This is a genomic window from Vibrio rhodolitus (assembly GCF_003350325.1).
GTDB classification, from domain to species: Bacteria; Pseudomonadota; Gammaproteobacteria; order Enterobacterales; family Vibrionaceae; genus Vibrio; species Vibrio rhodolitus.
Genome location: NZ_QLYZ01000021.1, coordinates 49,489 through 72,967 on the forward strand (window position 1 = coordinate 49,489; position 23,479 = coordinate 72,967).

The 23,479-nt window shown below is 46.3% G+C and carries 34 protein-coding genes and 1 pseudogene; 29 read left to right on the plus strand and 6 right to left on the minus strand.

Annotation, left to right across the window (positions count from 1 at the left end):
• The 23 genes from rpsS (at window position 1) to rplQ (ending at window position 10,930) form a co-directional block, all read left to right on the plus strand.
• Complete coding sequence (gene rpsS, locus DPF93_RS17305) at window positions 1-279, plus strand: 30S ribosomal protein S19 (protein WP_011078827.1); 279 nt, start codon at window positions 1-3, stop codon at window positions 277-279.
• 10 nt (window positions 280-289) lie between these two features.
• A complete protein-coding gene (gene rplV / locus DPF93_RS17310) occupies window positions 290-622 on the plus strand; it encodes a 50S ribosomal protein L22 (protein WP_114767352.1) in 333 nt (110 codons plus the stop codon).
• Window positions 623-641: 19 nt separating this feature from the next.
• Complete coding sequence (gene rpsC / locus DPF93_RS17315; protein ID WP_075651044.1) at window positions 642-1,340, plus strand: 30S ribosomal protein S3; 699 nt, start codon at window positions 642-644, stop codon at window positions 1,338-1,340.
• 11 nt (window positions 1,341-1,351) lie between these two features.
• On the plus strand, window positions 1,352-1,762 hold the full coding sequence (gene rplP, locus DPF93_RS17320) for a 50S ribosomal protein L16 (protein WP_005379577.1): 411 nt from the start codon (window positions 1,352-1,354) through the stop codon (window positions 1,760-1,762).
• A complete protein-coding gene (gene rpmC, locus DPF93_RS17325) occupies window positions 1,762-1,953 on the plus strand; it encodes a 50S ribosomal protein L29 (RefSeq protein WP_004410456.1) in 192 nt (63 codons plus the stop codon). Before rplP ends, rpmC begins: the two co-directional genes overlap by 1 nt.
• A complete protein-coding gene (gene rpsQ, locus DPF93_RS17330) occupies window positions 1,953-2,207 on the plus strand; it encodes a 30S ribosomal protein S17 (protein WP_075651042.1) in 255 nt (84 codons plus the stop codon). Before rpmC ends, rpsQ begins: the two co-directional genes overlap by 1 nt.
• Before the next feature lie 164 nt (window positions 2,208-2,371).
• Entirely contained in the window at window positions 2,372-2,743 is a 372-nt protein-coding gene (rplN, locus tag DPF93_RS17335) for a 50S ribosomal protein L14 (protein ID WP_004745883.1), read from the plus strand.
• Window positions 2,744-2,756: 13 nt separating this feature from the next.
• On the plus strand, window positions 2,757-3,074 hold the full coding sequence (gene rplX / locus DPF93_RS17340; RefSeq protein WP_075651040.1) for a 50S ribosomal protein L24: 318 nt from the start codon (window positions 2,757-2,759) through the stop codon (window positions 3,072-3,074).
• A 24-nt stretch (window positions 3,075-3,098) separates the two neighbouring features.
• Window positions 3,099-3,638: a 50S ribosomal protein L5 gene (gene rplE, locus DPF93_RS17345; RefSeq protein WP_075651038.1), complete on the plus strand. Its 540-nt coding sequence runs from the start codon at window positions 3,099-3,101 to the stop codon at window positions 3,636-3,638.
• Window positions 3,639-3,655: 17 nt separating this feature from the next.
• Window positions 3,656-3,961, plus strand: coding sequence for a 30S ribosomal protein S14 (rpsN, locus tag DPF93_RS17350; RefSeq protein ID WP_075651036.1), 306 nt, complete (start codon window positions 3,656-3,658; stop codon window positions 3,959-3,961).
• Between the two features lie 29 nt (window positions 3,962-3,990).
• Window positions 3,991-4,383: a 30S ribosomal protein S8 gene (rpsH, locus tag DPF93_RS17355; RefSeq protein WP_114767353.1), complete on the plus strand. Its 393-nt coding sequence runs from the start codon at window positions 3,991-3,993 to the stop codon at window positions 4,381-4,383.
• Window positions 4,384-4,395: 12 nt separating this feature from the next.
• The gene (gene rplF / locus DPF93_RS17360; RefSeq protein ID WP_075711290.1) at window positions 4,396-4,929 is read left to right on the plus strand and encodes a 50S ribosomal protein L6; all 534 of its coding nucleotides are present in this window, start codon (window positions 4,396-4,398) and stop codon (window positions 4,927-4,929) included.
• Window positions 4,930-4,938: 9 nt separating this feature from the next.
• Window positions 4,939-5,292 (plus strand): 50S ribosomal protein L18, encoded by a 354-nt coding sequence (rplR, locus tag DPF93_RS17365; protein ID WP_075651030.1) that lies wholly within the window; start codon window positions 4,939-4,941, stop codon window positions 5,290-5,292.
• Window positions 5,293-5,306: 14 nt separating this feature from the next.
• Window positions 5,307-5,810, plus strand: coding sequence for a 30S ribosomal protein S5 (rpsE, locus tag DPF93_RS17370; protein WP_075711292.1), 504 nt, complete (start codon window positions 5,307-5,309; stop codon window positions 5,808-5,810).
• Between the two features lie 7 nt (window positions 5,811-5,817).
• Window positions 5,818-5,994, plus strand: a complete 177-nt coding sequence (rpmD, locus tag DPF93_RS17375) for a 50S ribosomal protein L30 (protein ID WP_000201159.1) — start codon at window positions 5,818-5,820, stop codon at window positions 5,992-5,994.
• 5 nt (window positions 5,995-5,999) lie between these two features.
• Entirely contained in the window at window positions 6,000-6,434 is a 435-nt protein-coding gene (rplO, locus tag DPF93_RS17380; RefSeq protein WP_114767354.1) for a 50S ribosomal protein L15, read from the plus strand.
• A gap of 20 nt (window positions 6,435-6,454) precedes the next feature.
• Entirely contained in the window at window positions 6,455-7,789 is a 1,335-nt protein-coding gene (gene secY / locus DPF93_RS17385) for a preprotein translocase subunit SecY (protein WP_075651024.1), read from the plus strand.
• 39 nt (window positions 7,790-7,828) lie between these two features.
• Complete coding sequence (gene rpmJ, locus DPF93_RS17390) at window positions 7,829-7,942, plus strand: 50S ribosomal protein L36 (RefSeq protein WP_000868186.1); 114 nt, start codon at window positions 7,829-7,831, stop codon at window positions 7,940-7,942.
• 148 nt (window positions 7,943-8,090) lie between these two features.
• Window positions 8,091-8,447: a 30S ribosomal protein S13 gene (gene rpsM / locus DPF93_RS17395; protein WP_075651022.1), complete on the plus strand. Its 357-nt coding sequence runs from the start codon at window positions 8,091-8,093 to the stop codon at window positions 8,445-8,447.
• An 18-nt stretch (window positions 8,448-8,465) separates the two neighbouring features.
• Complete coding sequence (rpsK, locus tag DPF93_RS17400) at window positions 8,466-8,855, plus strand: 30S ribosomal protein S11 (protein ID WP_001118870.1); 390 nt, start codon at window positions 8,466-8,468, stop codon at window positions 8,853-8,855.
• 27 nt (window positions 8,856-8,882) lie between these two features.
• On the plus strand, window positions 8,883-9,503 hold the full coding sequence (gene rpsD / locus DPF93_RS17405) for a 30S ribosomal protein S4 (RefSeq protein WP_021708922.1): 621 nt from the start codon (window positions 8,883-8,885) through the stop codon (window positions 9,501-9,503).
• Window positions 9,504-9,527: 24 nt separating this feature from the next.
• A complete protein-coding gene (locus tag DPF93_RS17410) occupies window positions 9,528-10,520 on the plus strand; it encodes a DNA-directed RNA polymerase subunit alpha (protein ID WP_075651020.1) in 993 nt (330 codons plus the stop codon).
• 26 nt (window positions 10,521-10,546) lie between these two features.
• On the plus strand, window positions 10,547-10,930 hold the full coding sequence (rplQ, locus tag DPF93_RS17415; RefSeq protein WP_039430775.1) for a 50S ribosomal protein L17: 384 nt from the start codon (window positions 10,547-10,549) through the stop codon (window positions 10,928-10,930).
• Window positions 10,931-11,043: 113 nt separating this feature from the next.
• Here the strand turns inward: rplQ and DPF93_RS17420 are convergent, their stop codons facing one another.
• Both DPF93_RS17420 and bamJ read right to left on the minus strand, forming a co-directional pair.
• Entirely contained in the window at window positions 11,044-11,529 is a 486-nt protein-coding gene (locus tag DPF93_RS17420) for a DUF2780 domain-containing protein (RefSeq protein ID WP_114767355.1), read from the minus strand.
• 92 nt (window positions 11,530-11,621) lie between these two features.
• On the minus strand, window positions 11,622-12,242 hold the full coding sequence (gene bamJ / locus DPF93_RS17425) for a BamJ family beta-barrel-assembly machinery protein (protein ID WP_075651896.1): 621 nt from the start codon (window positions 12,240-12,242) through the stop codon (window positions 11,622-11,624).
• A gap of 313 nt (window positions 12,243-12,555) precedes the next feature.
• Between bamJ and DPF93_RS17430 the strand changes: the two genes are divergently transcribed.
• Complete coding sequence (locus DPF93_RS17430) at window positions 12,556-13,119, plus strand: OapA family protein (protein ID WP_114767356.1); 564 nt, start codon at window positions 12,556-12,558, stop codon at window positions 13,117-13,119.
• A gap of 18 nt (window positions 13,120-13,137) precedes the next feature.
• Here the strand turns inward: DPF93_RS17430 and DPF93_RS17435 are convergent, their stop codons facing one another.
• The 4 genes from DPF93_RS17435 to cpdB form a co-directional block, all read right to left on the minus strand.
• Entirely contained in the window at window positions 13,138-14,013 is an 876-nt protein-coding gene (locus tag DPF93_RS17435) for a DMT family transporter (RefSeq protein WP_114767357.1), read from the minus strand.
• Window positions 14,013-14,468 carry a GNAT family N-acetyltransferase gene (locus DPF93_RS17440; protein ID WP_114767358.1) on the minus strand — a complete coding sequence of 152 codons (456 nt, stop codon included), beginning with the start codon at window positions 14,466-14,468 and terminating at the stop codon, window positions 14,013-14,015. Before DPF93_RS17440 ends, DPF93_RS17435 begins: the two co-directional genes overlap by 1 nt.
• Before the next feature lie 112 nt (window positions 14,469-14,580).
• Window positions 14,581-15,135 carry a Crp/Fnr family transcriptional regulator gene (locus DPF93_RS17445; RefSeq protein WP_114767359.1) on the minus strand — a complete coding sequence of 185 codons (555 nt, stop codon included), beginning with the start codon at window positions 15,133-15,135 and terminating at the stop codon, window positions 14,581-14,583.
• Window positions 15,136-15,263: 128 nt separating this feature from the next.
• Window positions 15,264-17,225 (minus strand): 2',3'-cyclic-nucleotide 2'-phosphodiesterase, encoded by a 1,962-nt coding sequence (cpdB, locus tag DPF93_RS17450; protein ID WP_114767360.1) that lies wholly within the window; start codon window positions 17,223-17,225, stop codon window positions 15,264-15,266.
• A 292-nt stretch (window positions 17,226-17,517) separates the two neighbouring features.
• On the opposite strand from cpdB, the gene cobA reads away from it, so the two are divergent.
• From cobA to cysC, 5 genes and pseudogenes are all read left to right on the plus strand, one after another.
• Window positions 17,518-18,399 (plus strand): uroporphyrinogen-III C-methyltransferase, encoded by an 882-nt coding sequence (gene cobA, locus DPF93_RS17455; RefSeq protein ID WP_114767361.1) that lies wholly within the window; start codon window positions 17,518-17,520, stop codon window positions 18,397-18,399.
• A gap of 39 nt (window positions 18,400-18,438) precedes the next feature.
• Window positions 18,439-19,359 (plus strand): annotated as a pseudogene (cysD, locus tag DPF93_RS17460) (sulfate adenylyltransferase subunit CysD); the annotation flags it as partial.
• A 20-nt stretch (window positions 19,360-19,379) separates the two neighbouring features.
• Window positions 19,380-20,807 (plus strand): sulfate adenylyltransferase subunit CysN, encoded by a 1,428-nt coding sequence (gene cysN / locus DPF93_RS17465; RefSeq protein WP_114767362.1) that lies wholly within the window; start codon window positions 19,380-19,382, stop codon window positions 20,805-20,807.
• A gap of 66 nt (window positions 20,808-20,873) precedes the next feature.
• Window positions 20,874-22,598: an SLC13 family permease gene (locus DPF93_RS17470; RefSeq protein ID WP_114767363.1), complete on the plus strand. Its 1,725-nt coding sequence runs from the start codon at window positions 20,874-20,876 to the stop codon at window positions 22,596-22,598.
• Between the two features lie 11 nt (window positions 22,599-22,609).
• Window positions 22,610-23,227 carry an adenylyl-sulfate kinase gene (cysC, locus tag DPF93_RS17475; protein ID WP_114767364.1) on the plus strand — a complete coding sequence of 206 codons (618 nt, stop codon included), beginning with the start codon at window positions 22,610-22,612 and terminating at the stop codon, window positions 23,225-23,227.
• Window positions 23,228-23,479: the final 252 nt, after the last annotated feature.

A 23,479-nucleotide genomic window follows, 5' to 3' on the forward strand; every position in this document is an offset into this window, starting at 1 on the left:
ATGCCACGTTCTCTCAAGAAAGGTCCATTTATTGACCTACACTTGCTGAAGAAGGTAGAGAAAGCGGTGGAAAGCGGAGACAAAAAGCCACTTAAGACTTGGTCCCGTCGCTCAATGATCATCCCTACGATGATCGGTTTGACCATCGCTGTCCATAATGGTCGTCAGCACGTACCAGTATTTGTAACTGAAGAAATGATCGGTCACAAACTGGGTGAATTCGCACCAACTCGTACTTACCGCGGTCACGCTGCGGATAAGAAAGCTAAGAAGCGTTAAGGAGTAAATAATGGAAGCTATTGCTAAACATAACTTTGCTCGCATTTCGCCTCAGAAAGCTCGCTTAGTTGCAGATCAAATTCGTGGTAAAAACGTTGACCAAGCACTAGAAATCTTGACTTTCAGCAACAAAAAAGCTGCTGAACTAATCAAGAAAGTTCTTGAATCAGCTATCGCGAACGCGGAGCACAACGAAGGTGCAGATATCGACGATCTAAATGTCGCTAAAATCTTCGTAGATGAAGGCCCAGTAATGAAGCGTATTATGCCTCGTGCTAAAGGTCGTGCGGATCGTATCTTGAAGCGTTCAAGCCACATCACTGTTGTTGTAGCAGATCGCTAAGAGACTAGGAGAGTAAGCAATGGGTCAAAAAGTACATCCAAATGGTATTCGTCTTGGCATCGTTAAGCCTTGGAATGCTACATGGTTTGCTAATACCAAAGATTTCGCTGACAACCTAGACGGCGACTTCAAGGTACGTCAGTTCCTAACTAAGGAACTAGCAAAAGCGTCACTATCACGCATCGTTATCGAGCGTCCTGCTAAGAGCATCCGTGTGACTATTCACACTGCTCGTCCAGGCGTTGTAATCGGTAAGAAAGGTGAAGACGTAGAGAAGCTACGCGCAGCTGTAGCTAAAATCGCAGGTGTACCAGCGCAAATTAACATCGCTGAAGTACGTAAGCCTGAACTAGATGCGCAACTTGTTGGTGACAGCATCGCGTCTCAACTAGAGCGTCGCGTTATGTTCCGTCGTGCTATGAAGCGCGCGGTACAAAATGCAATGCGTCTAGGCGCTAAAGGCATCAAAGTGGAAGTAAGCGGTCGTCTAGGCGGCGCTGAAATCGCACGTTCTGAGTGGTACCGTGAAGGTCGTGTACCTCTACACACTCTACGTGCTGACATTGATTACGCAACTTCTTCGGCTCACACTCAATACGGTGTGATCGGCATTAAGACTTGGATCTTCAAAGGTGAGATCCTAGGCGGTATGCCAGCAGCTAACGCTGTAGAGCCTAAGGCTGACAAGCCTAAGAAGCAGCGCAAAGGCCGTAAGTAAGGAGTCGACAGATGCTACAACCTAAACGTACTAAGTTCCGTAAGGTTCAGACAGGTCGTAACCGTGGTCTAGCTAAAGGTACTGATGTAAGCTTCGGCGAATTCGGTCTTAAAGCTGTTGGCCGTGGTCGTCTAACTGCTCGTCAAATCGAAGCGGCACGTCGTGCAATGACACGTCACGTTAAGCGTCAAGGTAAAATCTGGATCCGTGTGTTCCCAGACAAACCAATCACAGAAAAACCACTTGAAGTTCGTCAAGGTAAGGGTAAAGGTAACGTTGAGTACTGGGTAGCCCAAATCCAACCTGGTAAGGTTATGTACGAAATGGGTGGTGTACCTGAAGAATTGGCTCGTGAAGCGTTCCGCCTAGCGGCACGTAAACTGCCATTCAAGACTACATTTGTAACTAAGCAGGTGATGTGATGAAAGCACAAGATCTACGCGAAAAGAGCGTTGAAGAGCTTAACGCTGAGCTATTGAATTTGCTACGTGAACAGTTCAACCTGCGCATGCAGGCTGCTACTGGTCAACTTCAGCAGACTCATACTCTGAAAGCTGTACGCCGTGATATCGCACGTGTGAAAACTGTTTTGACTGAGAAGGCAGGCGCATAATGAGCGAAGTAAAACGTACTCAACAAGGTCGTGTAGTTAGCGACAAGATGGACAAGTCTATCGTAGTTGCTATCGAACGTTTCGTGAAACACCCAATTTACGGTAAATTCGTAAAACGTACGACTAAAGTTCACGCACATGACGAGAACAACGAGTGTGGCCTAGGCGACACAGTTGAAATCGCAGAGTGCCGTCCACTTTCTAAGACTAAGTCTTGGACTTTGGTAAAAGTTCTAGAAAAAGCTAAAGGTTAATCTTAAGCTAATTCTATGAAATTAAACGGCTCCAAATTTATTTTGGGGCCGTTTATTTTTTGACTACCCAATCACAAAAAAGGGTGGTACAATTCGCGTCCCTTTTAAAGAGGCAGCCCGACCCGTGATGGGTCTAGTTATTAATATTTAGCGGAGCACTAACAATGATCCAAATGCAAAGTACACTTGACGCAGCTGATAACTCAGGCGCGCGCAAGGTAATGTGTATTAAGGTCCTGGGTGGCTCACACCGCCGTTATGCACACATCGGTGACGTTATCAAAGTTACTGTGAAGGAAGCAATTCCTCGCGGTAAAGTTAAAAAAGGTGACGTTCTGAAGGCGGTTGTTGTGCGCACTCGCAAAGGCGTTCGTCGTCCAGACGGTTCTGTCATTCGCTTCGACCGTAATGCTTGCGTATTGCTTAACGACAATACTGAGCAACCAATCGGTACACGTATCTTTGGCCCTGTGACACGTGAGCTTCGTGGCGATAAGTTCATGAAGATCGTTTCACTGGCTCCAGAAGTTCTGTAAGGAGCGCTAAGAGATGGCAGCTAAAATCCGTCGTAATGACGAAGTAATCGTTCTTGCTGGTAAAGACCAAGGCAAGAAAGGTAAAGTAACTAAGGTTCTGACAACTGGTAAAGTTATCGTAGAAGGTATCAATCTAGTTAAGAAACACCAAAAACCTGTTCCAGCACTAGGTATCCAAGGCGGTATCGTAGAGCAAGAAGCAGCTATTGATGTTTCTAACGTTGCGATCTTCAACGCAGCTACTGGTAAAGCAGACCGCATCGGTTTCCGCATCGAAGACGGTAAGAAAGTTCGTTTCTTTAAGTCTAACGGCGAAACTGTTTCTAACTAATAGAAAGTAATTTGGAGTTCTACTATGGCGAAACTGCATGATTACTACAAGTCGTCTGTAGTTGCTGAACTGACCAAAGAGTTCAGCTACTCAAGCGTCATGCAAGTCCCTAGAATCGAAAAGATCACCCTTAACATGGGTGTGGGTGAAGCAATCAACGATAAGAAACTGCTAGAAAACGCAGCTGCTGATATGGCAACGATCTCTGGTCAAAAGCCACTTATCACTAAAGCTCGTAAATCTGTTGCTGGTTTCAAAATCCGTGAAGGCTACCCAATCGGTTGTAAAGTAACCTTGCGTGGCGAACGTATGTGGGATTTTCTTGAGCGTCTAATTAACATCGCTCTTCCACGTGTACGTGACTTCCGTGGTGTTAGCGCTAAGTCTTTTGACGGACGCGGTAACTACAGCATGGGCGTTCGCGAGCAAATCATCTTCCCGGAAATCGACTTTGATAAAGTTGATCGTGTCCGCGGTCTTGATATCACTATCACGACGTCTGCTGGTTCCGATGAGGAAGGCCGTGCTCTGCTGGCTGCCTTTAACTTCCCATTCCGTAAGTAAGGTGAAGGGTTACTGTTATGGCTAAAAATTCGATGAAAGCACGTGAAGCAAAACGTGCGAAGCTAGTAGCTAAGTTCGCTGAAAAGCGTGCAGCGCTTAAAGCTATCATTAGCGATGTAAACGCATCTGAAGAAGATCGTTGGAACGCAGTACTTAAACTGCAAGCTCTTCCACGCGATTCAAGTGCATCACGTCAGCGCAACCGTTGCAACCAAACTGGTCGCCCACACGGTTACCTACGTAAGTTCGGTCTAAGCCGTATCAAAGTTCGCGAAGCTTGCATGAAAGGCGAGATTCCTGGACTTCGTAAGGCTAGCTGGTAATTGCCACTTAATCATTTGGAGTAAATCATATGAGCATGCAAGATCCGATTTCGGATATGCTGACCCGCGTTCGTAACGGTCAGGCAGCAAACAAAGTTGCTGTTAAAATGCCTTCTTCAAAGCTTAAAGTTGCAATTGCTGCACTACTGAAAGCTGAAGGTTACATCGTTGACTTCGCTGTTGAAGGCGAAGCAAAACCTGAGCTAGAAGTTACTCTTAAGTACTTCCAAGCTAAACCAGTAATCGAGCAACTTAAGCGTGTTTCTCGTCCAGGTCTACGTGTTTACAAGAAGAAAGATCAACTTCCTTCTGTAATGGGTGGCCTAGGTGTTGCTATCGTTTCAACTTCCAAGGGTCTTATGTCAGACCGCGCTGCACGTAAAGCAGGTCTTGGTGGTGAAATCATCGCTTACGTAGCGTAATAGGAGTAGAAAATGTCTCGTGTTGCTAAAGCACCTGTCGCTATTCCAGCTGGCGTAGAGGTGAAACTAAACGGCCAAGAAATCACTATCAAAGGCGCTAAGGGCGAGCTATCTCGCGTACTTAACGACGCAGTAGTGATCGCTCAGGAAGAAAACAACCTTACATTCGGTCCTAAAGAAGGTGTTGTAAACGCATGGGCTCAAGCAGGTACTGCTCGCGCTCTAGTTAACAACATGGTTATCGGTGTGACTGAAGGCTTTACGAAGAAGCTAGTTCTTAAAGGTGTTGGTTACCGTGCTGCTATCAAAGGCAACGCTGTAGGTCTAACACTAGGCTTCTCACACCCTGTTGAGCACGAGTTGCCAGCGGGCGTAACAGCTGAGTGTCCAAGCCAAACTGAAATCGTACTAACTGGTTGCGACAAGCAAGTAGTTGGTCAAGTTGCGGCTGACATTCGTTCTTACCGTCAACCTGAGCCTTACAAAGGTAAAGGTGTTCGTTACGCAGATGAAAATGTGCGTACTAAAGAAGCTAAGAAGAAGTAAGGTAACACTATGGATAAGAAAGCATCTCGCATCCGTCGTGCTACACGTGCACGTCGTAAGATTGCAGAACTGGGTGCAACTCGCCTAGTAGTACACCGTACTCCTCGTCACGTGTACGCACAGGTGATTGCGGCTAACGGCTCTGAAGTTATCGCTGCAGCATCTACTGTAGAAAAAGCGATCCGTGAGCAAGTGAAATACACTGGTAACATCGATGCAGCTAAAGCAGTAGGTAAAGCTGTTGCTGAGCGCGCTCTTGAAAAAGGCGTATCTGCAGTTGCATTCGATCGTTCTGGTTTCCAATACCACGGTCGAGTAGCGGCGCTAGCAGAATCTGCTCGCGAAGCTGGTCTGAAATTCTAAGGTAGGGTTGGAAGATGGCTAAAGAACAACAAGTTCAAGCGAATGATTTGCAAGAAAAGCTAATCGCAGTTAACCGCGTTTCTAAAACGGTTAAAGGTGGTCGAATCATGAGCTTTACTGCACTAACTGTAGTTGGTGACGGTAACGGTCGTGTAGGTTTCGGTTACGGCAAAGCTCGTGAAGTACCTGCAGCGATCCAAAAAGCAATGGAAAAAGCGCGTCGTAACATGATTACTGTTGCGCTAAACGAAGGCACTCTTCACCACCCAGTGAAAGGTCGCCACTCGGGCTCTAAAGTTTACATGCAGCCTGCTGCAGAAGGTACTGGTGTTATCGCAGGTGGTGCGATGCGTGCAGTACTAGAAGTTGCTGGCGTACATAACGTACTATCTAAAGCATACGGTTCTACGAACCCTATCAACATCGTTCGTGCTACGATCGATGCACTAGGTAGCGTTAAGTCACCAGAAATGGTTGCTGCTAAACGTGGTCTAACTGTTGAATCTATTTCGGAGTAAGAACACCATGGCAACTATTAAAGTAACTCAAACTAAAAGCTCAATTGGCCGCCTACCAAAGCACAAAGCTACTTTGCGTGGTCTAGGTCTTCGTAAAATCAACCACACAGTAGAACTTGAAGATACTCCGTGCGTGCGCGGCATGATCAACAAGGTTTACTACATGGTTAAAGTTGAGGAGTAATCAGAATGCGTTTGAATACTCTTGCACCAGCTGCTGGCTCTAAGCACGCTCCTAAGCGTGTAGGTCGCGGTATTGGTTCTGGCCTAGGTAAAACTGGTGGCCGTGGCCATAAAGGTCAAAAGTCACGTTCTGGCGGTAAAGTTCGTCCAGGTTTTGAAGGCGGTCAAATGCCTCTGAAACAACGTCTACCTAAATTCGGTTTCACTTCTCGTAAGAGCCTAGTGTCTGCTGAAGTTCGTCTAGCTGAGCTAGCGAAAGTTGAAGGTGACGTAGTAGATCTAAACAGCCTGAAAGCTGCTAACATCATCACTAAGAACATCGAATTCGTAAAAGTTGTTCTTTCTGGTGAAATCAGCAAGTCAGTGACTGTTAAAGGTCTACGTGTGACTAAAGGCGCTAAAGCTGCTATCGAAGCTGCAGGCGGTAAAGTAGAAGAATAATCTTCGAAGGAAAGGTACAGATGGCTAAAAAACCAGGACAAGATTTTAGTAGTGCGAAGAATGGATTGGCGGAGTTAAAATCGCGCCTATTGTTTGTATTAGGTGCACTTTTAGTATTCCGTGCAGGTTCTTTCGTACCAATCCCTGGTATTGACGCAGCTGTACTTGCCGATTTGTTCGAACAGCAAAAAGGTACCATCGTTGAAATGTTTAACATGTTCTCCGGTGGTGCTCTTGAGCGTGCATCTATATTAGCGTTGGGCATCATGCCGTATATTTCGGCTTCGATTGTTGTCCAACTGCTAACTGTAGTTCATCCAGCGTTAGCTGAACTCAAGAAAGAGGGTGAAGCAGGCCGTCGTAAGATCAGCCAATATACACGCTACGGCACGCTTGTACTTGCAACATTCCAAGCTATTGGTATTGCAACTGGCTTACCAAACATGGTCGATAATCTGGTTGTTATCAACCAAACCATGTTTACGCTAATTGCTACCGTAAGTTTAGTAACCGGTACCATGTTCCTAATGTGGTTAGGTGAACAAATTACAGAGCGAGGAATTGGTAATGGTATTTCATTACTGATTTTTGCAGGTATTGTTGCTGGATTGCCTTCGGCAATCGGTCAAACAATCGAGCAGGCGCGTCAAGGTGAATTGCATGTACTTCTTCTGCTGTTGATTGGTGTACTTGCTTTTGCAGTAATCTACTTTGTTGTTTTCATGGAGCGTGGTCAACGTCGTATCGTTGTTAACTACGCGAAGCGTCAACAAGGTCGTAAAGTATTTGCTGCGCAAAGCACTCACTTGCCACTTAAAATTAATATGGCAGGTGTTATTCCAGCAATCTTCGCATCAAGCATTATCCTGTTCCCAGGAACACTGGCTCAGTGGTTTGGTCAGAACGGTGAGAGCAGCGCGTTCGGTTGGTTAACTGACGTGTCTTTGGCTCTTAGCCCAGGTCAACCTCTGTATGTAATGCTTTATGCAGCAGCGATTATATTCTTCTGCTTCTTCTACACGGCGTTGGTTTTCAACCCGCGTGAAACAGCAGATAACTTGAAGAAGTCTGGTGCATTCGTACCCGGCATCCGCCCAGGCGAGCAGACAGCCAAGTACATTGATAAAGTGATGACACGCTTAACCCTAGCGGGCGCGATGTACATTACCTTTATCTGTCTGATCCCAGAGTTCATGATGGTCGCGTGGAACGTACGTTTCTACTTCGGCGGCACATCACTACTTATCGTAGTTGTGGTTATCATGGACTTTATGGCACAGGTACAGACTCATCTGATGTCTCAACAGTATGATTCTGTGTTGAAGAAAGCGAATCTGAAAGGCTATGGCCGTTAATTCGGCGGTAGTGTCAGATTTCATTTACGGAGTTTAGCAATGAAAGTTCGTGCTTCCGTTAAAAAAATCTGCCGTAACTGTAAAGTTATCAAGCGTAACGGTGTCGTTCGCGTGATTTGCAGTGAGCCAAAGCATAAACAGCGCCAAGGCTAATCAGCAGAAATTTTTACTTGAAATGTAAGGTAGTGTCGAGTATATTCCTCGGCCTACCTTTTGCGTGCAAAAGAAGTAGTACTCCGCAGCGTATCCGAGACGGGCTTTGCTGCGGCTAATTCTTTTAAGAAACACTATGGAGTGAATAATGGCCCGTATAGCAGGCATTAACATTCCTGATCAAAAACACGCTGTAATCGCACTAACTGCGATCTACGGCATCGGTAAGACTCGCTCTAAAGCTATCCTAGCTGAAGTGGGTATTGCTGAAGATGTTAAGATCAGTGAACTATCTGATGAACAGATCGATCAACTGCGTGATGGTGTAGCTAAGTACACTGTAGAAGGTGATCTACGTCGTGAAGTATCAATGAACATCAAGCGTCTTATGGACCTTGGCTGTTACCGTGGTCTTCGTCATCGTCGCAGTCTACCACTACGTGGACAGCGTACTAAAACCAACGCTCGCACCCGTAAGGGTCCGCGTAAGCCGATCAAGAAATAATCGGGAAGGTAGAGTACAATGGCTAAACAACCAACTCGCGCGCGTAAACGCGTTCGCAAACAAGTTGCAGACGGTGTTGCGCACATCCATGCTTCTTTCAACAACACAATCGTTACCATTACTGACCGTCAAGGCAACGCTCTAGCTTGGGCTACTGCAGGTGGTTCAGGTTTCCGTGGTTCACGTAAGTCTACTCCGTTCGCTGCACAGGTTGCTGCTGAGCGTTGTGCTGAAATGGCTAAAGAGTACGGTCTTAAGAACTTGGAAGTTATGGTTAAGGGTCCTGGTCCAGGTCGTGAATCTACTGTTCGCGCACTGAACGCAGCTGGTTTCCGCATCACAAACATCGTTGATGCTACACCAATCCCTCATAACGGTTGTCGTCCACCTAAGAAACGTCGCGTATAACGTTTCTAGGACTATTGGAGAAGAATCATGGCAAGATATTTGGGTCCTAAGCTGAAGCTTAGCCGTCGTGAAGGCACTGACTTATTCCTTAAGTCTGGTGTTCGCGCGATCGATACCAAGTGTAAAATTGATAACGCACCAGGTGTACACGGCGCTCGTCGCGGTCGTCTATCTGAGTATGGCGTTCAGCTTCGTGAGAAGCAAAAAGTTCGTCGTATGTACGGCGTTCTAGAAAAACAATTCCGTAACTACTACAAAGAAGCTGCACGCCTTAAAGGCAACACAGGTGAAAACCTGCTTCAACTTCTTGAAGGTCGTCTTGATAACGTAGTTTACCGCATGGGCTTTGGTGCAACTCGCGCTGAATCTCGTCAGCTAGTTAGCCACAAAGCTATCCTAGTTAACGGTAAAGTTGTAAACGTTCCTTCTTTCAAAGTAGCGGCTAACGACGTTGTATCTATTCGTGAGAAAGCTAAACAGCAGTCTCGCATTAAAGCGGCTCTAGAAGTTGCTGAACAACGCGAAAAACCAACTTGGATTGAAGTAGATGGCGGTAAGATGGAAGGTACATTCAAGCGTATGCCTGAGCGTTCTGATCTATCAGCTGACATCAACGAACAATTGATCGTCGAGCTTTACTCTAAGTAAGGTTTAAACTAAAGAGAGGACACAATGCAGGGTTCTGTAACAGAATTTCTTAAGCCACGTCTTGTTGACATCGAACAAATCAGCACGACACACGCAAAAGTAACTCTTGAGCCGTTAGAGCGTGGTTTTGGCCATACTCTGGGTAATGCACTTCGCCGTATTCTACTATCTTCTATGCCAGGTTGTGCTGTAACAGAAGTAGAGATTGAAGGCGTTCTACACGAATACAGCACGAAAGAAGGCGTTCAAGAAGATATTCTTGAAATCCTACTTAACCTTAAAGGTCTTGCTGTACGCGTTGCTGAAGGCAAAGATGAAGTGTTTATTACGCTTAACAAATCAGGCTCGGGCCCTGTGGTTGCAGGTGACATCACCCATGATGGTGATGTAGAGATCGTTAACCCAGAACACGTAATTTGTCACCTAACGGATGACAACGCTGAGATCGCAATGCGCATCAAAGTTGAACGTGGTCGCGGTTATGTTCCTGCTTCTGCTCGTATCCATACTGAAGAAGATGAGCGTCCAATTGGTCGCCTACTGGTTGATGCAACATACAGTCCAGTAGACAAGATTGCTTACTCTGTTGACGCGGCTCGTGTAGAGCAACGTACAGACCTAGACAAGCTTGTAATCGATATGGAAACGAACGGTACTCTTGATCCTGAGGAAGCAATCCGTCGCGCAGCTACTATCCTAGCTGAGCAACTAGATGCGTTCGTAGATCTACGTGATGTACGTGTACCTGAGGAGAAGGAAGAGAAGCCAGAATTCGATCCGATCCTACTGCGTCCTGTAGACGATCTTGAACTAACAGTTCGCTCTGCTAACTGTCTGAAAGCAGAAGCGATTCACTACATCGGTGATCTTGTACAGCGTACTGAGGTTGAGCTACTTAAAACGCCAAACCTTGGTAAAAAATCTCTTACTGAGATTAAAGACGTACTTGCATCACGTGGTCTTTCTCTGGGCATGCGCCTAGAAAACTGGCCACCAGCGTCTATCGCTGAAGATTAATCGATACTAGTTAGAAGGATTAGGTCATGCGCCATCGTAAGAGTGGTCGTCAACTCAACCGCAACAGCTCACATCGTAAAGCGATGTTCAGCAATATGGCTAGCTCTTTAGTACGTCATGAAGTTATCAAGACTACATTGCCTAAAGCAAAAGAGCTACGTCGCGTAGTTGAGCCTTTGATTACACTAGCTAAGACTGACAGTGTTGCTAACCGTCGTCTTGCATTTGCACGCACTCGTGATAACGAAGTAGTTGCAAAACTGTTTAACGAACTAGGTCCACGTTTTGCTGCTCGTCAGGGCGGTTACACTCGTATCCTAAAAGCTGGCTTCCGTGCTGGTGACAAAGCTCCAATGGCTTACATTGAGCTTGTAGATCGCCCAGCTGCTGAAGAAACTGCTGCTGAGTAATCAGGTTCGAAAGAACGAAAAAGCCGAGCATTAGCTCGGCTTTTTTGTATGCTAAATAAATAAAAGCGATAGAGCGGTCAAGTTCTATCGCTTTTCCTTTTCTGGTTAGCTGGTTATGCCTTCCATAGGTTGCTGAGCGAACCGAGTAGCCCTTCACTTGCACCACTCTGTTTTAAGTAATCAAGAATCACCGGCGCAAATTGATTGATCATTGATGGTTCAAGACCAACACTTTCAAACACCTTCTGTACTGATTCAATATTCTCAATATTGCCAAGCATGCCTTGCACATCTGGAAGGTTTGAAGACCAAGGGATTAGAGATTCAAGCTCAGATAAATCACCGGATGAAAGCTGTTGTTGAGCCAAGCCAAATAACGCTCCAGTACCACTTGCGGCTTGCTCTGGAGAGATAGAAAGTTGATCGCTCAGCATGCCCGCTAGAGGAAGACTATGATTGGCAATCTCACTGTGTTCAGATACCAATTTGCTTACGCTGTCTTGCGTATCTTTGTCGGCTAACGAATCTAGCCATGAGCCGGCATATGCACTGCTAGTCAATACCATAAGCATCAGAGCGGCGATTGAACGTTTTTTCATTGTTGTTTTCCTTTTGTTATCGCTGATGCTTAATTTTAGTAAAAAAAAGCGACGCATGAGCGTCGCTTTTTCAATAACTAAGTTTTCCTAACTTATAGGATGTCTAGTAGTTCTACTTCGAATACTAGCGCTGCGAATGGAGGGATTGCAGCACCTGCACCACGCTCGCCGTATGCTAGGTCTTGAGGGATGTATAGTTTCCACTTAGAACCAACAGGCATTAGTTGTAGTGCTTCAACCCAACCTTTGATTACGCCAGTTACTGGGAACTCAGCTGGTTGACCGCGAGATACAGAGCTGTCAAATACAGTACCGTCAGTTAGCTCACCGTGGTAGTGAACACGAACTTGTTTGTCAGAAGTTGGGATTTCACCAGTACCTTCAGTGATGATTTCGTACTGAAGGCCAGACTCAAGAACGTTTACTTCTGGACGTAGAGCGTTGTCTTTTAGGAACGCTTCGCCGTCAGCTGCAGCAGCTTTAGCTGCTTCTTGACGAGCTGCTTCTGCACGCATTTGCATTTCTTGAAGAGCGTTGTTGATTTCGTCGATTTCGATAGCTGGCATGTCGCCAGTTAGAGCAGTTGCGATACCTGCTGCGATAGCATCAACATTTAGACCTTCAAGACCAGCACCTGCTAGTTGCTGACCCATTTGTAGACCAATACCGTAGCTAGCTTTTTGCTCTACAGTTTCAAATTTAACTTCAGACATGGTGTCTCTCTTTCATGGGTGTATAAAGTGTTTAAGGATACCAGTAAAGGCTGGCGGATGAAACGCCGCGACGACAGCGAAGATGTTTCAATATGCAGGAGTAAGAGACCTATCACTCTGTTTGTGATAGAAGAGCGGCACTTATTACTGTCTTGGCTCTGCATAGTGGTAGCGCAGAATGAGAGTTAAGTCTGACTTTTGGGCATAAAGCTGCAGATTTGACAGCAGCATTACTTTCACAGCAGGAATTTTCTATACTCGGAGACGCTAGGTTTTTATACTTAAAGCCAGAGAATTTTGGAGACGGATTGTAATGAATCGCCGTAAGAAAAAGCCCCAACAAGTCGATTACATTCAATTAGCCAAGGATAAGCTACAAGCCATCGATTGGGCTAACCTTAAACAGCAGCTACTTGGTCGCTGGCAACAATTGCCTAAATTGCATCAACGCGCTTTGATGGTGTTAATTCCTGTGGTGTTGCTATTAATCGTTATTCCGTTCCCGCAGAGCGAGCAGCAACAACAGCCTATGGTCGAGTCGCAGCGCGTATCTGTTGCGGTCAATACGCAAAGCCTCAGTGAGCAAGGCGAGCCGCAAGTGAAGCCGTTGCAGTCTGATCAGTGGAAAGAATACACGGTTAAATCGGGTGATACGCTTGCACAGGTATTTCGTGCGAACAGTCTACCGATGGCAGACTTGAATGCCTTAGTCAAAATCGAAAGTAGTGATAAGCCGCTAAGTCACATCAAAGCCGGTCAATTGGTCAGATTTAAGACCAATGCCGATGGTACACTGGATATGCTACAGCTTGAGAAAGCCAACAAGTCAGTAATGTTCTTCCGCGTCTCTGATGGCGGTTTTGCTCAGCAAAAATAATCACTAGCCAAGTGAGCACTAGACTAGCTCATTTGGCGCTTTGCTTTTACGTCGCCGAAATAGCTCTTTATACGGCAGTAACGGCAAAATTATCATCAATATCCCCAGAGCGGTTAGTTGATCTGGGATCTCATCAAACCCCCATGCGCCAATGATCACCACAAACACTAAGCCCGAATACTCGGCGAGCGCAATTTGCCCTGCGGGTGCTTTTTTGTAGGCAATCACCGCAAGCCCGTTATAGCTCAAGATCAACGCTGCACTTATTGCAACCAGCATGATTTGCTCAGAGCTGATAGGCTGCCAATATAAAGCGGCAAGTATTGCGGATAATGGGACGGTCATGACCGATGTCCAAAACAGCGTCGTCACAACAGGTTGTTCGGCTGGAAGTTTGCGCGCCAAAATATTAAATACTGCTAGCGTGGTGGCCGTTCCTAACGCAAACCAAGCTGCCCAATGAAATTGAGATGGGCGCAGTACCATGAGTACGCCAGCAAAACCAATAGCCGTTGCGATCACTTTTGCCAATGGTGGGATTTCCTTAAGCAGCCATACTGAAAGCGGCAGCATGATAAGTGGCGCAGCGTAGAACACAGCGTTGGCAGTTGCTAGCGGTAAGTGAGTGATTGCTATCATCATGCAACCGCTACCCAGCATGATTAGCAGGGCGCGAATGCCGATTAACGTTGGTGCGGTGAGTGCGCGCTCTCGGGCAGACTGCCGCAACCAAAACGGTAAGATGATAAAGACAGACAGTAACTGCCGCATAAACACATATTGAAATGAGCTAATCTCACCATTGAGCAGTTTTACTGCAACGTCGGAAAGTGATGCGGCGAGATTACCGATCACCAACAGCAACACGGCTAAGCTCACCGCAGACCAATGCACTAGTTACACTCACGCAGCATATCCACGTGGGGAATGCCATCTTCTAAGTACATTTCAGACGTCTGCTTAAAGCCGTGTTGCTGATAGAAAGCGGTCAGATGTTGCTGGGCACCAATTTCAATCGGCTCTGTTGGCCACAAGCGTTCACATTCATTGACGGCTTGTTTGAGCAGTTGATGACCTAAACCACTTCCCCGCGCACTGGCTAAGGTGGCGACACGACCAATACTCACCGATGGATAACTGGTGCCTTTGGGTAATAGACGAGAACACGCGACCAGTTCATCACCTTGATAGCCGAGTAAGTGATAGACATCAGCGAGAGTATCTTTGCCATCCAGCTCAGGATAAGGGCAGTTTTGCTCGACAACGAAGACATCGACACGCAGCTTTATTAGTTGGTAAAGCTCAATATTGCTTAGCTGGGTAAAGGGGATTAATTTCCAAGTAATCATAGTGATGCAAGAATGAAGAAATTGACTGCAGAGTAAATTAGCAAGTTTCTCTTTCTATGGCATTAACAATTGTTATTCATCACGATGATTTTGAAATCAACCGATTTCTAAATTAGCGGTTTTTAATTCGGCTTAAGCTGACGGGGGTGATGCCAAGGTAAGCTGCAATTTGGTAGTCACTCAACCTTTGTTCCAAATCGGCAAAGTTTTCGCAGAACAGTTGGTAGCGCTGCTCGGCACTGTAGAGCAGCATAAAGCGTTCTTTATTCTCTTTATACATCAACTGAGTTTCGACCAGCTTGAGGTAGATAGGATGGTTATCGTTCCGCCATTGTTTAAGAGTCTCAATCGGCAAGCACATCAACTCACACGGCGTTAAAGTTTCAAGTAGAAACGCGGACGGTCGCTGCTTAATTAGGCTTTCAAAACCGATAATCCAATCGAGCTCCCAGTAAAACTCTTTACTGAATTCTTTGCCTTGTTCGGTTAAGTAACTGGCGTGACACAATCCATTGAGGACAAAATAGAAACTGTCTGCCAGCGCACCTTGCTCAATCAGAATATGGCGGGTGGGTAACTCGAGCGGCTTGGCAAGTGAGTTGAGTTCATTAACCTCATCGTCAGAAAAGCCCTGCTCAATGAGATGGTGACGAAACTTAGCCTGCATTATTTTCTCCATATACAAAAAAGCCGCTATATCGCTATAGCGGCTTGATATTAACACCTATACCTTGGTAATTAGAAGTTAGCAAACACTCACCTCGCTTCAGCCAAGTATAGGATCAGGGCAAGATATTATTTCTGCAGATCGATTTGGTAAATCGCAAAGCCGATATCATCAGTTGCCACTTGCTTCATTGGGTACTGACCTTTCTCTTTTACGAACTTCGCTGCTTTGTCACTTGGTGAGGTTTCAAAGCGAATATCCAGTGCTTTGTCTGCTTTAATTGGTGCAAATGTCCAGTTGTTGTCTGCACTTGGTGTGACTTCACCTTTCTCTTTGCTTACGCGAGAGATATAAGAAGCTACCACTGAGCGGTTTTCATCTGGAGAATCGAAAGCAACGTGGTCGCTACCAGTACCAGGGAACTTGTTGCTGTATGCGCGGTAGTTGTTGGTTGCTACGATAAACTCTTGCTTCATATCGATTGGCTTACCTTGGTAAGTCAGATTTTGGATACGAGTAGAGTCAGGGTTTACTAGCTTACAGTCACCGTCGTATTTCGCCGGTTGAGTCACATCAACTTGATAGTTTACGCCATCAATAACGTCAAAGTTGTAAGTACGGAAACCATCCCAGTTAATCAGTGACTGTGGCGCAGTGCTGTTAACGTCGATTTGGTTAAATTGACCAACGGCACACTCAAGCCACTCTTTCACTTCGTTACCTGTCATTTTAAGCGCAACAAGTGTGTTCGGGTATAGGTAAAGGTCTGCCGCGTTACGGAAAGTTAGCTGACCTGATTCCACTTCAGTAAAGCCAGATGGGTCATCTTTACGACCGCCCGCTTTAAACGGTGCTGCAGCAGATAGTACAGGGATATCTGCTAGGTCTGGGTCACCTTGAATAAAGCGCTCAACGTAGTCTTTTTGCGCTAGGTTAACGATCTGTACGGTTGGGTCATCTTGTACAAGTGCTAAGAAGCTGTACATCACATCGTTTGATTGACCGATTGGCTGGTTAACAAACTCACGCGTACCTTTATGGTCAGCTTCTAGTGCTTTTACGATGCCTTGATCTGCTTCAACTAGCGCTTTCTTGTTTACTTTGTCGAAGATAGGACGAGCTTCAGTTTTACCTGAAGTTACTTGCCACTTACCATCTTTTTGCTCTAGTACTAGGTCGATAACACCAACGTGGTCACCCCAGCGACCTGGCATAACCGCGGCAACGCCATTGATAGTACCGTTCTTGTTGTCTACGCCAGGTAGGTTATCAAAGCCTTTACCTGGGAACACTGCGTGTGAGTGACCAAAGGCGATAGCATCGATACCTTCAACTTCTGATAGGTAGTAAGTTGAGTTTTCTGCGCCCACTTTATGTGGATCCATTGATACGCCAGAGTGTGGGATCGCAACGATAACGTCAGCGCCTTCCGCTTTCATCTTAGGCACCAGCTCTTCAGCCGTTTCTTTGATGTCTTTAGCGAAGACTTTACCTTCTAGGTTCTTCTTATCCCAAACCATGATTTGTGGAGGTACAAAACCGATGTAACCCACTTTGATTTGCTGTTCAGCGCCATCAGCATCTTTGAAAGTGTGTGTTTTGATAATGTATGGCTTGAAGTAGTGTTCACCAGTTTTTTGGTCGAACACGTTCGCACTGATGTATGGGAATTCAGCATCGTTGAGAGTTTCAGCTAGGAACTCTAGACCGTAGTTGAACTCATGGTTACCAATGTTACCCACATCGTAATCTAGCTGGTTCATTGCTTTGTACACAGGGTGTACTTCACCAACTTCAATGCCTTTATCCGCCATGTAGTCACCCATTGGGCTACCTTGGATCAAGTCACCATTATCAACTAACACGCTGTTTTCAACTTCAGCGCGAGCTTGTTTAACAAGAGTAGCGGTGCGAGTTAAACCAATCTTTTGTGACGGACTGTCTTTGTAGTAGTCGTAATCCATCACGTTAGTGTGGATGTCTGTGGTTTCGATGATACGCAGTTTGATCGTATCAGCCATTGCAGGGCCTGCCATAGTTAGCATGCCGCCGAGTACAGCGAGGGTTAGGGGTTTCACTGCCACTTTCATGTTGTTTAGCTCCGATAGCGTTAGTTTTAACGTTGCGTAATGTAACAAATTCCTCTGCAACAATAATTTCGACGCATGTCAAATTGTGAAGTTGCGCGGTTACTAAATGCTGTTCTGTCACCGTATTCGCAGAATTGCTGAGTATCTGTGCAACAGCACGCTGTTGATTGCAGTTTAAAAGGCGCGTTTTTTCCTGCCTTATCAGTTATTGGTATAAAAAATGAAATTTTAGAATTTCAGGTAATATATCGAGAAGGTCATAATGCAATCATTCACATGGAAGGAATGCATTATGGCGAGCAAGGATAAAGTGTCTCAGTTTCCACTGAACCACTTACGCACCACACAAAATAATAGTCATCGCCCAAGCTTTAAAACCGTGAGTCAGCTACACGCTGGTGAAGTGGCTTTGGTAGGCGCCGGTCCTGGCGACGCTGAGCTGCTGACGATTAAAGCCTTGAGCTTTATTCAACAAGCCGATGTTGTGCTTTACGACTACTTGGTTTCGGATGACATCTTAGCCCTCATACCAGACAGCACTATTTTAGTCTGCGTGGGAAAACGTGCTGGGCACCACAGTGTTCCTCAAGAGAAAACCAATCAACTATTAGTCGATTTTGCCAAACAAGGTCACAAGGTAGTACGCATTAAAGGCGGCGATCCATTTGTCTTTGGGCGCGGTGGTGAAGAGCTTGAAGTGTTAGCTGAGGCTGGCGTGCGTTTTCAGGTGATTCCAGGTATTACCGCTGCCGCCGGCGCAACTGCTTATGCTGGTATTCCACTGACTCACCGAGATTATGCGCAAACCGCGATGTTTATTACCGGTCATTTGAAAGCGGAAAGCGATGATATGGATTGGGCGACGCTCGCTCGCGGTAATCAAACCCTAGTGATTTATATGGGTCTGATGAAGTCAGACTATATCCAGCAGCAATTGGTTAGCCATGGGCGCAAAGCTTCAACACCTATCGCCATCATCGAGCGCGGTACACAAAGCTGCCAAAAAGTATTTAAAGGCGAGCTCTCTGAGCTGGCAACGTTAGCGCAAGACGCTGAGTCACCATCGCTTATCGTGGTAGGTGAGGTGGTCGCGCTGGCTGAGAAATTACAGTGGTTCAATCAAGAAGAGAACGCCACTTTAAACAACAAAGTAACGCAACGTCATTACGCATAAAGATTAAAGACTAGCCGAAACGCTCGTAAGAGCTGCAAAGGAAGCACCAACATGGACCAAGAACGTTTAACTCACCTTAAACAGTTAGAAGCCGAGAGTATTCACATTATTCGTGAAGTCGCGGCAGAGTTTGATAACCCGGTAATGATGTATTCCATCGGGAAAGACTCATCGGTAATGTTGCACTTAGCAAGGAAAGCATTTTACCCAGGCAAAATTCCTTTCCCGCTACTGCATGTTGATACCGATTGGAAATTTAAACAGATGATCGAGTTCCGCGATAAAACAGCGGAAAAGTATGGCTTTGAGCTTTTGGTACATAAGAACCCAGAAGGTCTCGCAATGGGCTGTAGCCCGTTTGTGCACGGCTCATCGAAACATACTGACATTATGAAAACTCAGGGTTTGAAGCAAGCGCTGAACAAATATGGCTTTGATGCTGCCTTTGGTGGTGCGCGTCGTGACGAAGAAAAATCACGCGCGAAAGAGCGTGTCTATTCATTCCGCGATAAGAACCACACTTGGGATCCGAAGAATCAGCGCCCTGAGTTGTGGAAAACCTACAACGGTCAGATCAACAAAGGCGAAAGCATTCGCGTTTTCCCACTGTCGAATTGGACTGAGTTGGATATCTGGCAGTACATCTACCTAGAAAACATCGAAATTGTTCCGCTTTACCTAGCCGATAAACGCCCAGTTGTTGAGCGTGATGGCATGCTGATCATGGTTGATGATGACCGCATGGAATTACAACCAGGCGAAGTGATTGAAGAGAAGAGTGTTCGCTTCCGCACACTAGGTTGCTACCCACTGACAGGCGCGATTGAGTCAGAAGCCAATACGCTAACCGGCATTATCGAAGAGATGCTGGTTGCAACGTCCAGTGAGCGTCAAGGTCGCGCGATCGACCACGATCAGTCTGGATCGATGGAATTGAAAAAGCGTCAGGGTTACTTCTAAAAAGGATCTAAGGAAACAACATGAACAGTGCAGTAGAAGCTCAATTAGCTGAGTTAGGGATCGAGGGATACCTAAAACAACACCAGTACAAGTCACTACTTAGATTCCTAACGTGTGGCTCAGTGGACGATGGCAAGAGTACTTTGATCGGTCGCTTACTCCATGATTCAAAACAAATTTATGAAGATCAATTGGCCGCGGTGCACTCAGACAGCCAACGAGTGGGTACCACGGGTGAGCGCCCGGATTTAGCGCTGTTAGTTGATGGTTTGCAGGCTGAACGCGAGCAAGGCATCACTATTGATGTCGCGTACCGTTATTTTTCGACGCAGAAGCGTAAATTCATCATTGCGGATACGCCAGGGCATGAGCAATACACGCGTAACATGGCAACCGGAGCATCGACTTGTGATGTCGCGGTGATCTTGATTGATGCGCGTAAAGGTGTGCTGGATCAAACCCGTCGCCATTCGTTTATTTCTAATCTGTTGGGACTGAAGCACTTTGTGGTGGCAGTCAACAAAATGGATCTGGTGGATTATTCACAAGATCGCTTTGAGCAGATCCGCGATGAATACCTAGAGTTTTCGAAAAACCTTCATGGTGAAATTGATATTCAAATCATCCCGCTATCGGCATTAGAAGGCGACAACGTGGTGGAAGCTAGTCCGAAAATGAGTTGGTTTGAAGGTAAACCACTACTGGATATTCTTGAAAGCATCGATGTCGATCAAGAAAAAGAAGTCGGTGAATTCCGCTTCCCAATCCAATACGTTAACCGTCCGAACCTCGATTTTCGCGGTTTTGCTGGCACGATTGCTTCCGGCAGCGTGAGTGTGGGTGATCAAGTGACGGCTCTGCCATCGGGTAAGAGCTCTAAAGTTGCACGCATTGTGACGTTTGATGGTGACCTAGAAACTGCACATGCTGGTCAAGCAGTGACGCTAACCTTGGCAGATGAGATTGATATCAGTCGTGGTGATCTCTTGGTGCTTAACCAAGCTGAGGTGACTTCGAGTAACCACTTACTTGCTGATGTGGTGTGGATGACAGAACAACCGCTGCAACCTGGTCGTGAATACGACATCAAGATTGCCGGCAAAAAAACAGTAGGGCGCGTTGAAGCGATTCGCCATCAGTACGATATCAACAATCTTTCGACTCACAGTGCTGCTGAGTTGCCACTTAACGGGATTGGTTTGTGTGAGTGGAGCCTAACCGAATCTGTAGCTTTAGATAGCTATACCGAGTGCCAAGATACCGGTGGCTTTGTGGTGATTGATCGTCTCACTAACGTCACGGTGGGGGCGGGGTTAGTGCGTGAGAGCTTGAGTCAGATTGAGCAAAAAGCTGGCGATTTTTCTGCCTTTGAAGTTGAGCTTAACGCGTTAGTTCGTAAGCATTTCCCTCACTGGGGTGCGAAGGATCTTTCACAGTTATTGAAGTAGTGAAGTGACTACAATCTGGTGCCGCCGTAGGTGCGGCACTGATATTGGATCAAGTAAGGACGCGGTATGTGGCAACAAGGATTTGTGTTGGCTATCTTACTCGGCATTGTCACATGCCTTGTAGCCACCCGTATAAAGCCGAGTTTTATTTTCGCAGGTGCTGCATTTATTGCTTTTCTTGCTGGGATGATCGAACTCAATGAAGTGGCAACCAACTTCACCAATTCCTCACTGTTAACCTTAGTGTTGTTGATCCTCGCATCCGCGGCATTAGAGAAAACCCTGCTCATCAGCTGGGTGAGCCGCAGCCTATCTACTGGGCGTTTAGGCTCTGTGGTGGCAAAAATGGGGGTATCGACCGCGTTATTGTCCTCTTTTACCAACAATACCGCAGTCGTGGTGTCGTTAATTGGTGCGATTAAGCGTAATCAGCAACATGCGCCATCGAAGTTATTGATCCCACTTTCTTATGCAGCGATCTTAGGTGGCACCTTAACCTTGATCGGCACATCGACTAACTTGATCATCAACAGCTTTGTTGAAGATGCAGGCTTGCCAAGTTTAGGATTTTTTACCCCAACAATGATCGGTTTGTCGGTATTGTTTGGTGGCTTGTTGATCCTAATTCCTCTCAGTTATTTATTGCCGAATTACGACGATCAATCGCAAGATGATTTGCCCTATTTTCTTGAAGCGAAAGTCGAGCCAGGATCGCCTCTCGTTGGGCGCAGTATCACCGAGAATAAACTCAGGGCGTTGCGTAAGCTTTTCTTAGCCGAAGTGATCCGCGATGGCAAAACCATGCCCTCGGTTGATCCGGAATTTATTCTGCATGCCAATGACAGACTATTGTTTTGTGGTGACATAGAAAGTGTCGCCACGCTGCAAGAGATCCAAGGCTTAACCTTGTTTGGTCAGCATCACCTGAACGGACAAAGTTTTGTCGAGGTGGTGGTGAGCTCATCGGCGAGCTTTTGCAATAAAACCTTAAAGACGAGTCGTTTTCGTGATCGATTTGATGCGGTGGTGGTGGCAATCCGCCGTGGTCATGAGCGTTTAGAGGGCGGACTGGGTAATATCACGCTCAATGCCGGCGATACCTTAGTGCTGGTACCTGGAAAACGCTTTGAGGCAGAGCGCCGTGCTCACCGCAAAGAGTTTGTCTTGGTCAATGATCTCGACTCGAGCGCACGTCTCGACTTCCAAAAATCCACCACGGTATTGCTCGGTTTTAGCGCCGTCATCGCCCTCGCATTGCTTGAGTGGGTGCCGTTAATCAAAGGCTTGGCGGTTTTTCTTCTCGCAACGCTGTTTCTCGGTATTGTGCAGTTGAGTGAACTGCGCCGCCGCTTCCCTGTGGATATTGTCGTTATCGTGGGTTCAGCGTTGTCGATTGCCCAACTGATGCTCTCATCTGGTTTATCGGTCAAGTTGGGGCAGATGTTTATCGAAACCTTTAACGGTTGGGGAGTGTTTGGCGCGCTGGTGGCAACATATTTACTGACGCTGATCTTAACCGAACTGGTGACCAACAATGCCGCTGCTGCGCTCGCTTTTCCCATTGGCTACAGTATGGCGATTGGCTATGGTGTCGACCCAATGCCTTTTGTGATGGCAGTTTTGTTTGGTGCTAGTGCGAGCTTTATTTCCCCTTACGGTTATCAAACCAACTTATTGGTTTATAGCGTAGGCAATTACAAATTATCCGATTATGTACGAGTTGGGATCCCGATTTCTATTGTTTACTCAGTGCTGGTACTGGCATTGATCCCACTCTTTTTCCCGTATTAAAGGACTAAACCATGACAACAGAAACCAATTTCAAAGACGAGAACATAGTGTGGCATCAGCACACCGTTGATAAAAGCTTTCGTGCCAACTTGAAGCAGCAAAAGCCGGTAGTGCTTTGGTTTACGGGATTATCAGGAGCTGGTAAATCGACCATCGCTGGTGCGCTGGAGAATAAGTTGGCAGAACTTGGTTACCATACTTACTTGTTGGATGGCGACAACGTGCGCCATGGCTTGTGCAGTGACTTAGGTTTTTCAGAACAAGACCGCCGTGAAAACATTCGCCGTATTGGTGAGTTGGCTAAACTGATGGCAGATGCAGGGCTGATTGTGCTCTCGGCATTTATTTCTCCTCACCGAGCAGAGCGCCAGTTAGTACGTGATTTATTGCCTGAAGGTGAGTTTCTCGAGGTTTTCGTCAACACTTCTCTTGATGTGTGTGAGCAACGAGACCCTAAGGGGTTATACAAAAAGGCTCGCGCAGGGGAGATCCCTAACTTTACCGGTATCGACTCAGAGTACGAGGCACCACTAAAGCCGGAGATTGATTTGCCAGCCGGTGAATTACCGATTGAGGCGTTGGTTGAGCAATGTATTGAGGCACTCAAGCAGCGCAAGGTTATTAACTAAAGAATTGCTGTTTTGTATAAGCGCCGCAGTGAACTAAGCATATTGTGCAGCTTAACTAGTTTTAGGTTACCTATGATCTATTTGCTTATCTCACCTTTTCGAGCATTCGGGTTACCATGATCTCAAAGCGAGTTGAGCTGAGGATGAAAGGGGATGGGTTACTATGATCCAAAAGCTCGACAAGCTAGCGCTGCAGTTTTGGGGCTGCCATGTTGCAAATACTTTCATGTACTAAAACGCAAAAAGCTTCCT

Bases quoted from the DNA above. Each gene is read 5' to 3' on its own strand.
- rplX (WP_075651040.1), top strand. From the start codon at position 2,757: ATGGCAGCTAAAATCCGTCGTAATGACGAAGTAATCGTTCTTGCTGGT.
- DPF93_RS17445 (WP_114767359.1), bottom strand. From the start codon at position 15,135: ATGCAGGCTAAGTTTCGTCACCATCTCATTGAGCAGGGCTTTTCTGAC.
- rplF (WP_075711290.1), top strand. From the start codon at position 4,396: ATGTCTCGTGTTGCTAAAGCACCTGTCGCTATTCCAGCTGGCGTAGAG.
- secY (WP_075651024.1), top strand. From the start codon at position 6,455: ATGGCTAAAAAACCAGGACAAGATTTTAGTAGTGCGAAGAATGGATTG.
- rpsM (WP_075651022.1), top strand. From the start codon at position 8,091: ATGGCCCGTATAGCAGGCATTAACATTCCTGATCAAAAACACGCTGTA.
- rpmD (WP_000201159.1), top strand. From the start codon at position 5,818: ATGGCAACTATTAAAGTAACTCAAACTAAAAGCTCAATTGGCCGCCTA.
- rpsN (WP_075651036.1), top strand. From the start codon at position 3,656: ATGGCTAAAAATTCGATGAAAGCACGTGAAGCAAAACGTGCGAAGCTA.
- DPF93_RS17410 (WP_075651020.1), top strand. From the start codon at position 9,528: ATGCAGGGTTCTGTAACAGAATTTCTTAAGCCACGTCTTGTTGACATC.
- DPF93_RS17470 (WP_114767363.1), top strand. From the start codon at position 20,874: ATGTGGCAACAAGGATTTGTGTTGGCTATCTTACTCGGCATTGTCACA.
- rplR (WP_075651030.1), top strand. From the start codon at position 4,939: ATGGATAAGAAAGCATCTCGCATCCGTCGTGCTACACGTGCACGTCGT.
- rplE (WP_075651038.1), top strand. From the start codon at position 3,099: ATGGCGAAACTGCATGATTACTACAAGTCGTCTGTAGTTGCTGAACTG.
- DPF93_RS17440 (WP_114767358.1), bottom strand. From the start codon at position 14,468: ATGATTACTTGGAAATTAATCCCCTTTACCCAGCTAAGCAATATTGAG.
- rplV (WP_114767352.1), top strand. From the start codon at position 290: ATGGAAGCTATTGCTAAACATAACTTTGCTCGCATTTCGCCTCAGAAA.
- rpsQ (WP_075651042.1), top strand. From the start codon at position 1,953: ATGAGCGAAGTAAAACGTACTCAACAAGGTCGTGTAGTTAGCGACAAG.
- rplN (WP_004745883.1), top strand. From the start codon at position 2,372: ATGATCCAAATGCAAAGTACACTTGACGCAGCTGATAACTCAGGCGCG.
- cpdB (WP_114767360.1), bottom strand. From the start codon at position 17,225: ATGAAAGTGGCAGTGAAACCCCTAACCCTCGCTGTACTCGGCGGCATG.
- rplP (WP_005379577.1), top strand. From the start codon at position 1,352: ATGCTACAACCTAAACGTACTAAGTTCCGTAAGGTTCAGACAGGTCGT.
- rpsC (WP_075651044.1), top strand. From the start codon at position 642: ATGGGTCAAAAAGTACATCCAAATGGTATTCGTCTTGGCATCGTTAAG.
- rpmC (WP_004410456.1), top strand. From the start codon at position 1,762: ATGAAAGCACAAGATCTACGCGAAAAGAGCGTTGAAGAGCTTAACGCT.
- cobA (WP_114767361.1), top strand. From the start codon at position 17,518: ATGGCGAGCAAGGATAAAGTGTCTCAGTTTCCACTGAACCACTTACGC.
- cysC (WP_114767364.1), top strand. From the start codon at position 22,610: ATGACAACAGAAACCAATTTCAAAGACGAGAACATAGTGTGGCATCAG.
- rplQ (WP_039430775.1), top strand. From the start codon at position 10,547: ATGCGCCATCGTAAGAGTGGTCGTCAACTCAACCGCAACAGCTCACAT.
- DPF93_RS17430 (WP_114767356.1), top strand. From the start codon at position 12,556: ATGAATCGCCGTAAGAAAAAGCCCCAACAAGTCGATTACATTCAATTA.
- rpsK (WP_001118870.1), top strand. From the start codon at position 8,466: ATGGCTAAACAACCAACTCGCGCGCGTAAACGCGTTCGCAAACAAGTT.
- DPF93_RS17420 (WP_114767355.1), bottom strand. From the start codon at position 11,529: ATGAAAAAACGTTCAATCGCCGCTCTGATGCTTATGGTATTGACTAGC.
- rpsS (WP_011078827.1), top strand. From the start codon at position 1: ATGCCACGTTCTCTCAAGAAAGGTCCATTTATTGACCTACACTTGCTG.
- rpmJ (WP_000868186.1), top strand. From the start codon at position 7,829: ATGAAAGTTCGTGCTTCCGTTAAAAAAATCTGCCGTAACTGTAAAGTT.
- bamJ (WP_075651896.1), bottom strand. From the start codon at position 12,242: ATGTCTGAAGTTAAATTTGAAACTGTAGAGCAAAAAGCTAGCTACGGT.
- cysN (WP_114767362.1), top strand. From the start codon at position 19,380: ATGAACAGTGCAGTAGAAGCTCAATTAGCTGAGTTAGGGATCGAGGGA.
- rpsD (WP_021708922.1), top strand. From the start codon at position 8,883: ATGGCAAGATATTTGGGTCCTAAGCTGAAGCTTAGCCGTCGTGAAGGC.
- rpsE (WP_075711292.1), top strand. From the start codon at position 5,307: ATGGCTAAAGAACAACAAGTTCAAGCGAATGATTTGCAAGAAAAGCTA.
- rpsH (WP_114767353.1), top strand. From the start codon at position 3,991: ATGAGCATGCAAGATCCGATTTCGGATATGCTGACCCGCGTTCGTAAC.
- rplO (WP_114767354.1), top strand. From the start codon at position 6,000: ATGCGTTTGAATACTCTTGCACCAGCTGCTGGCTCTAAGCACGCTCCT.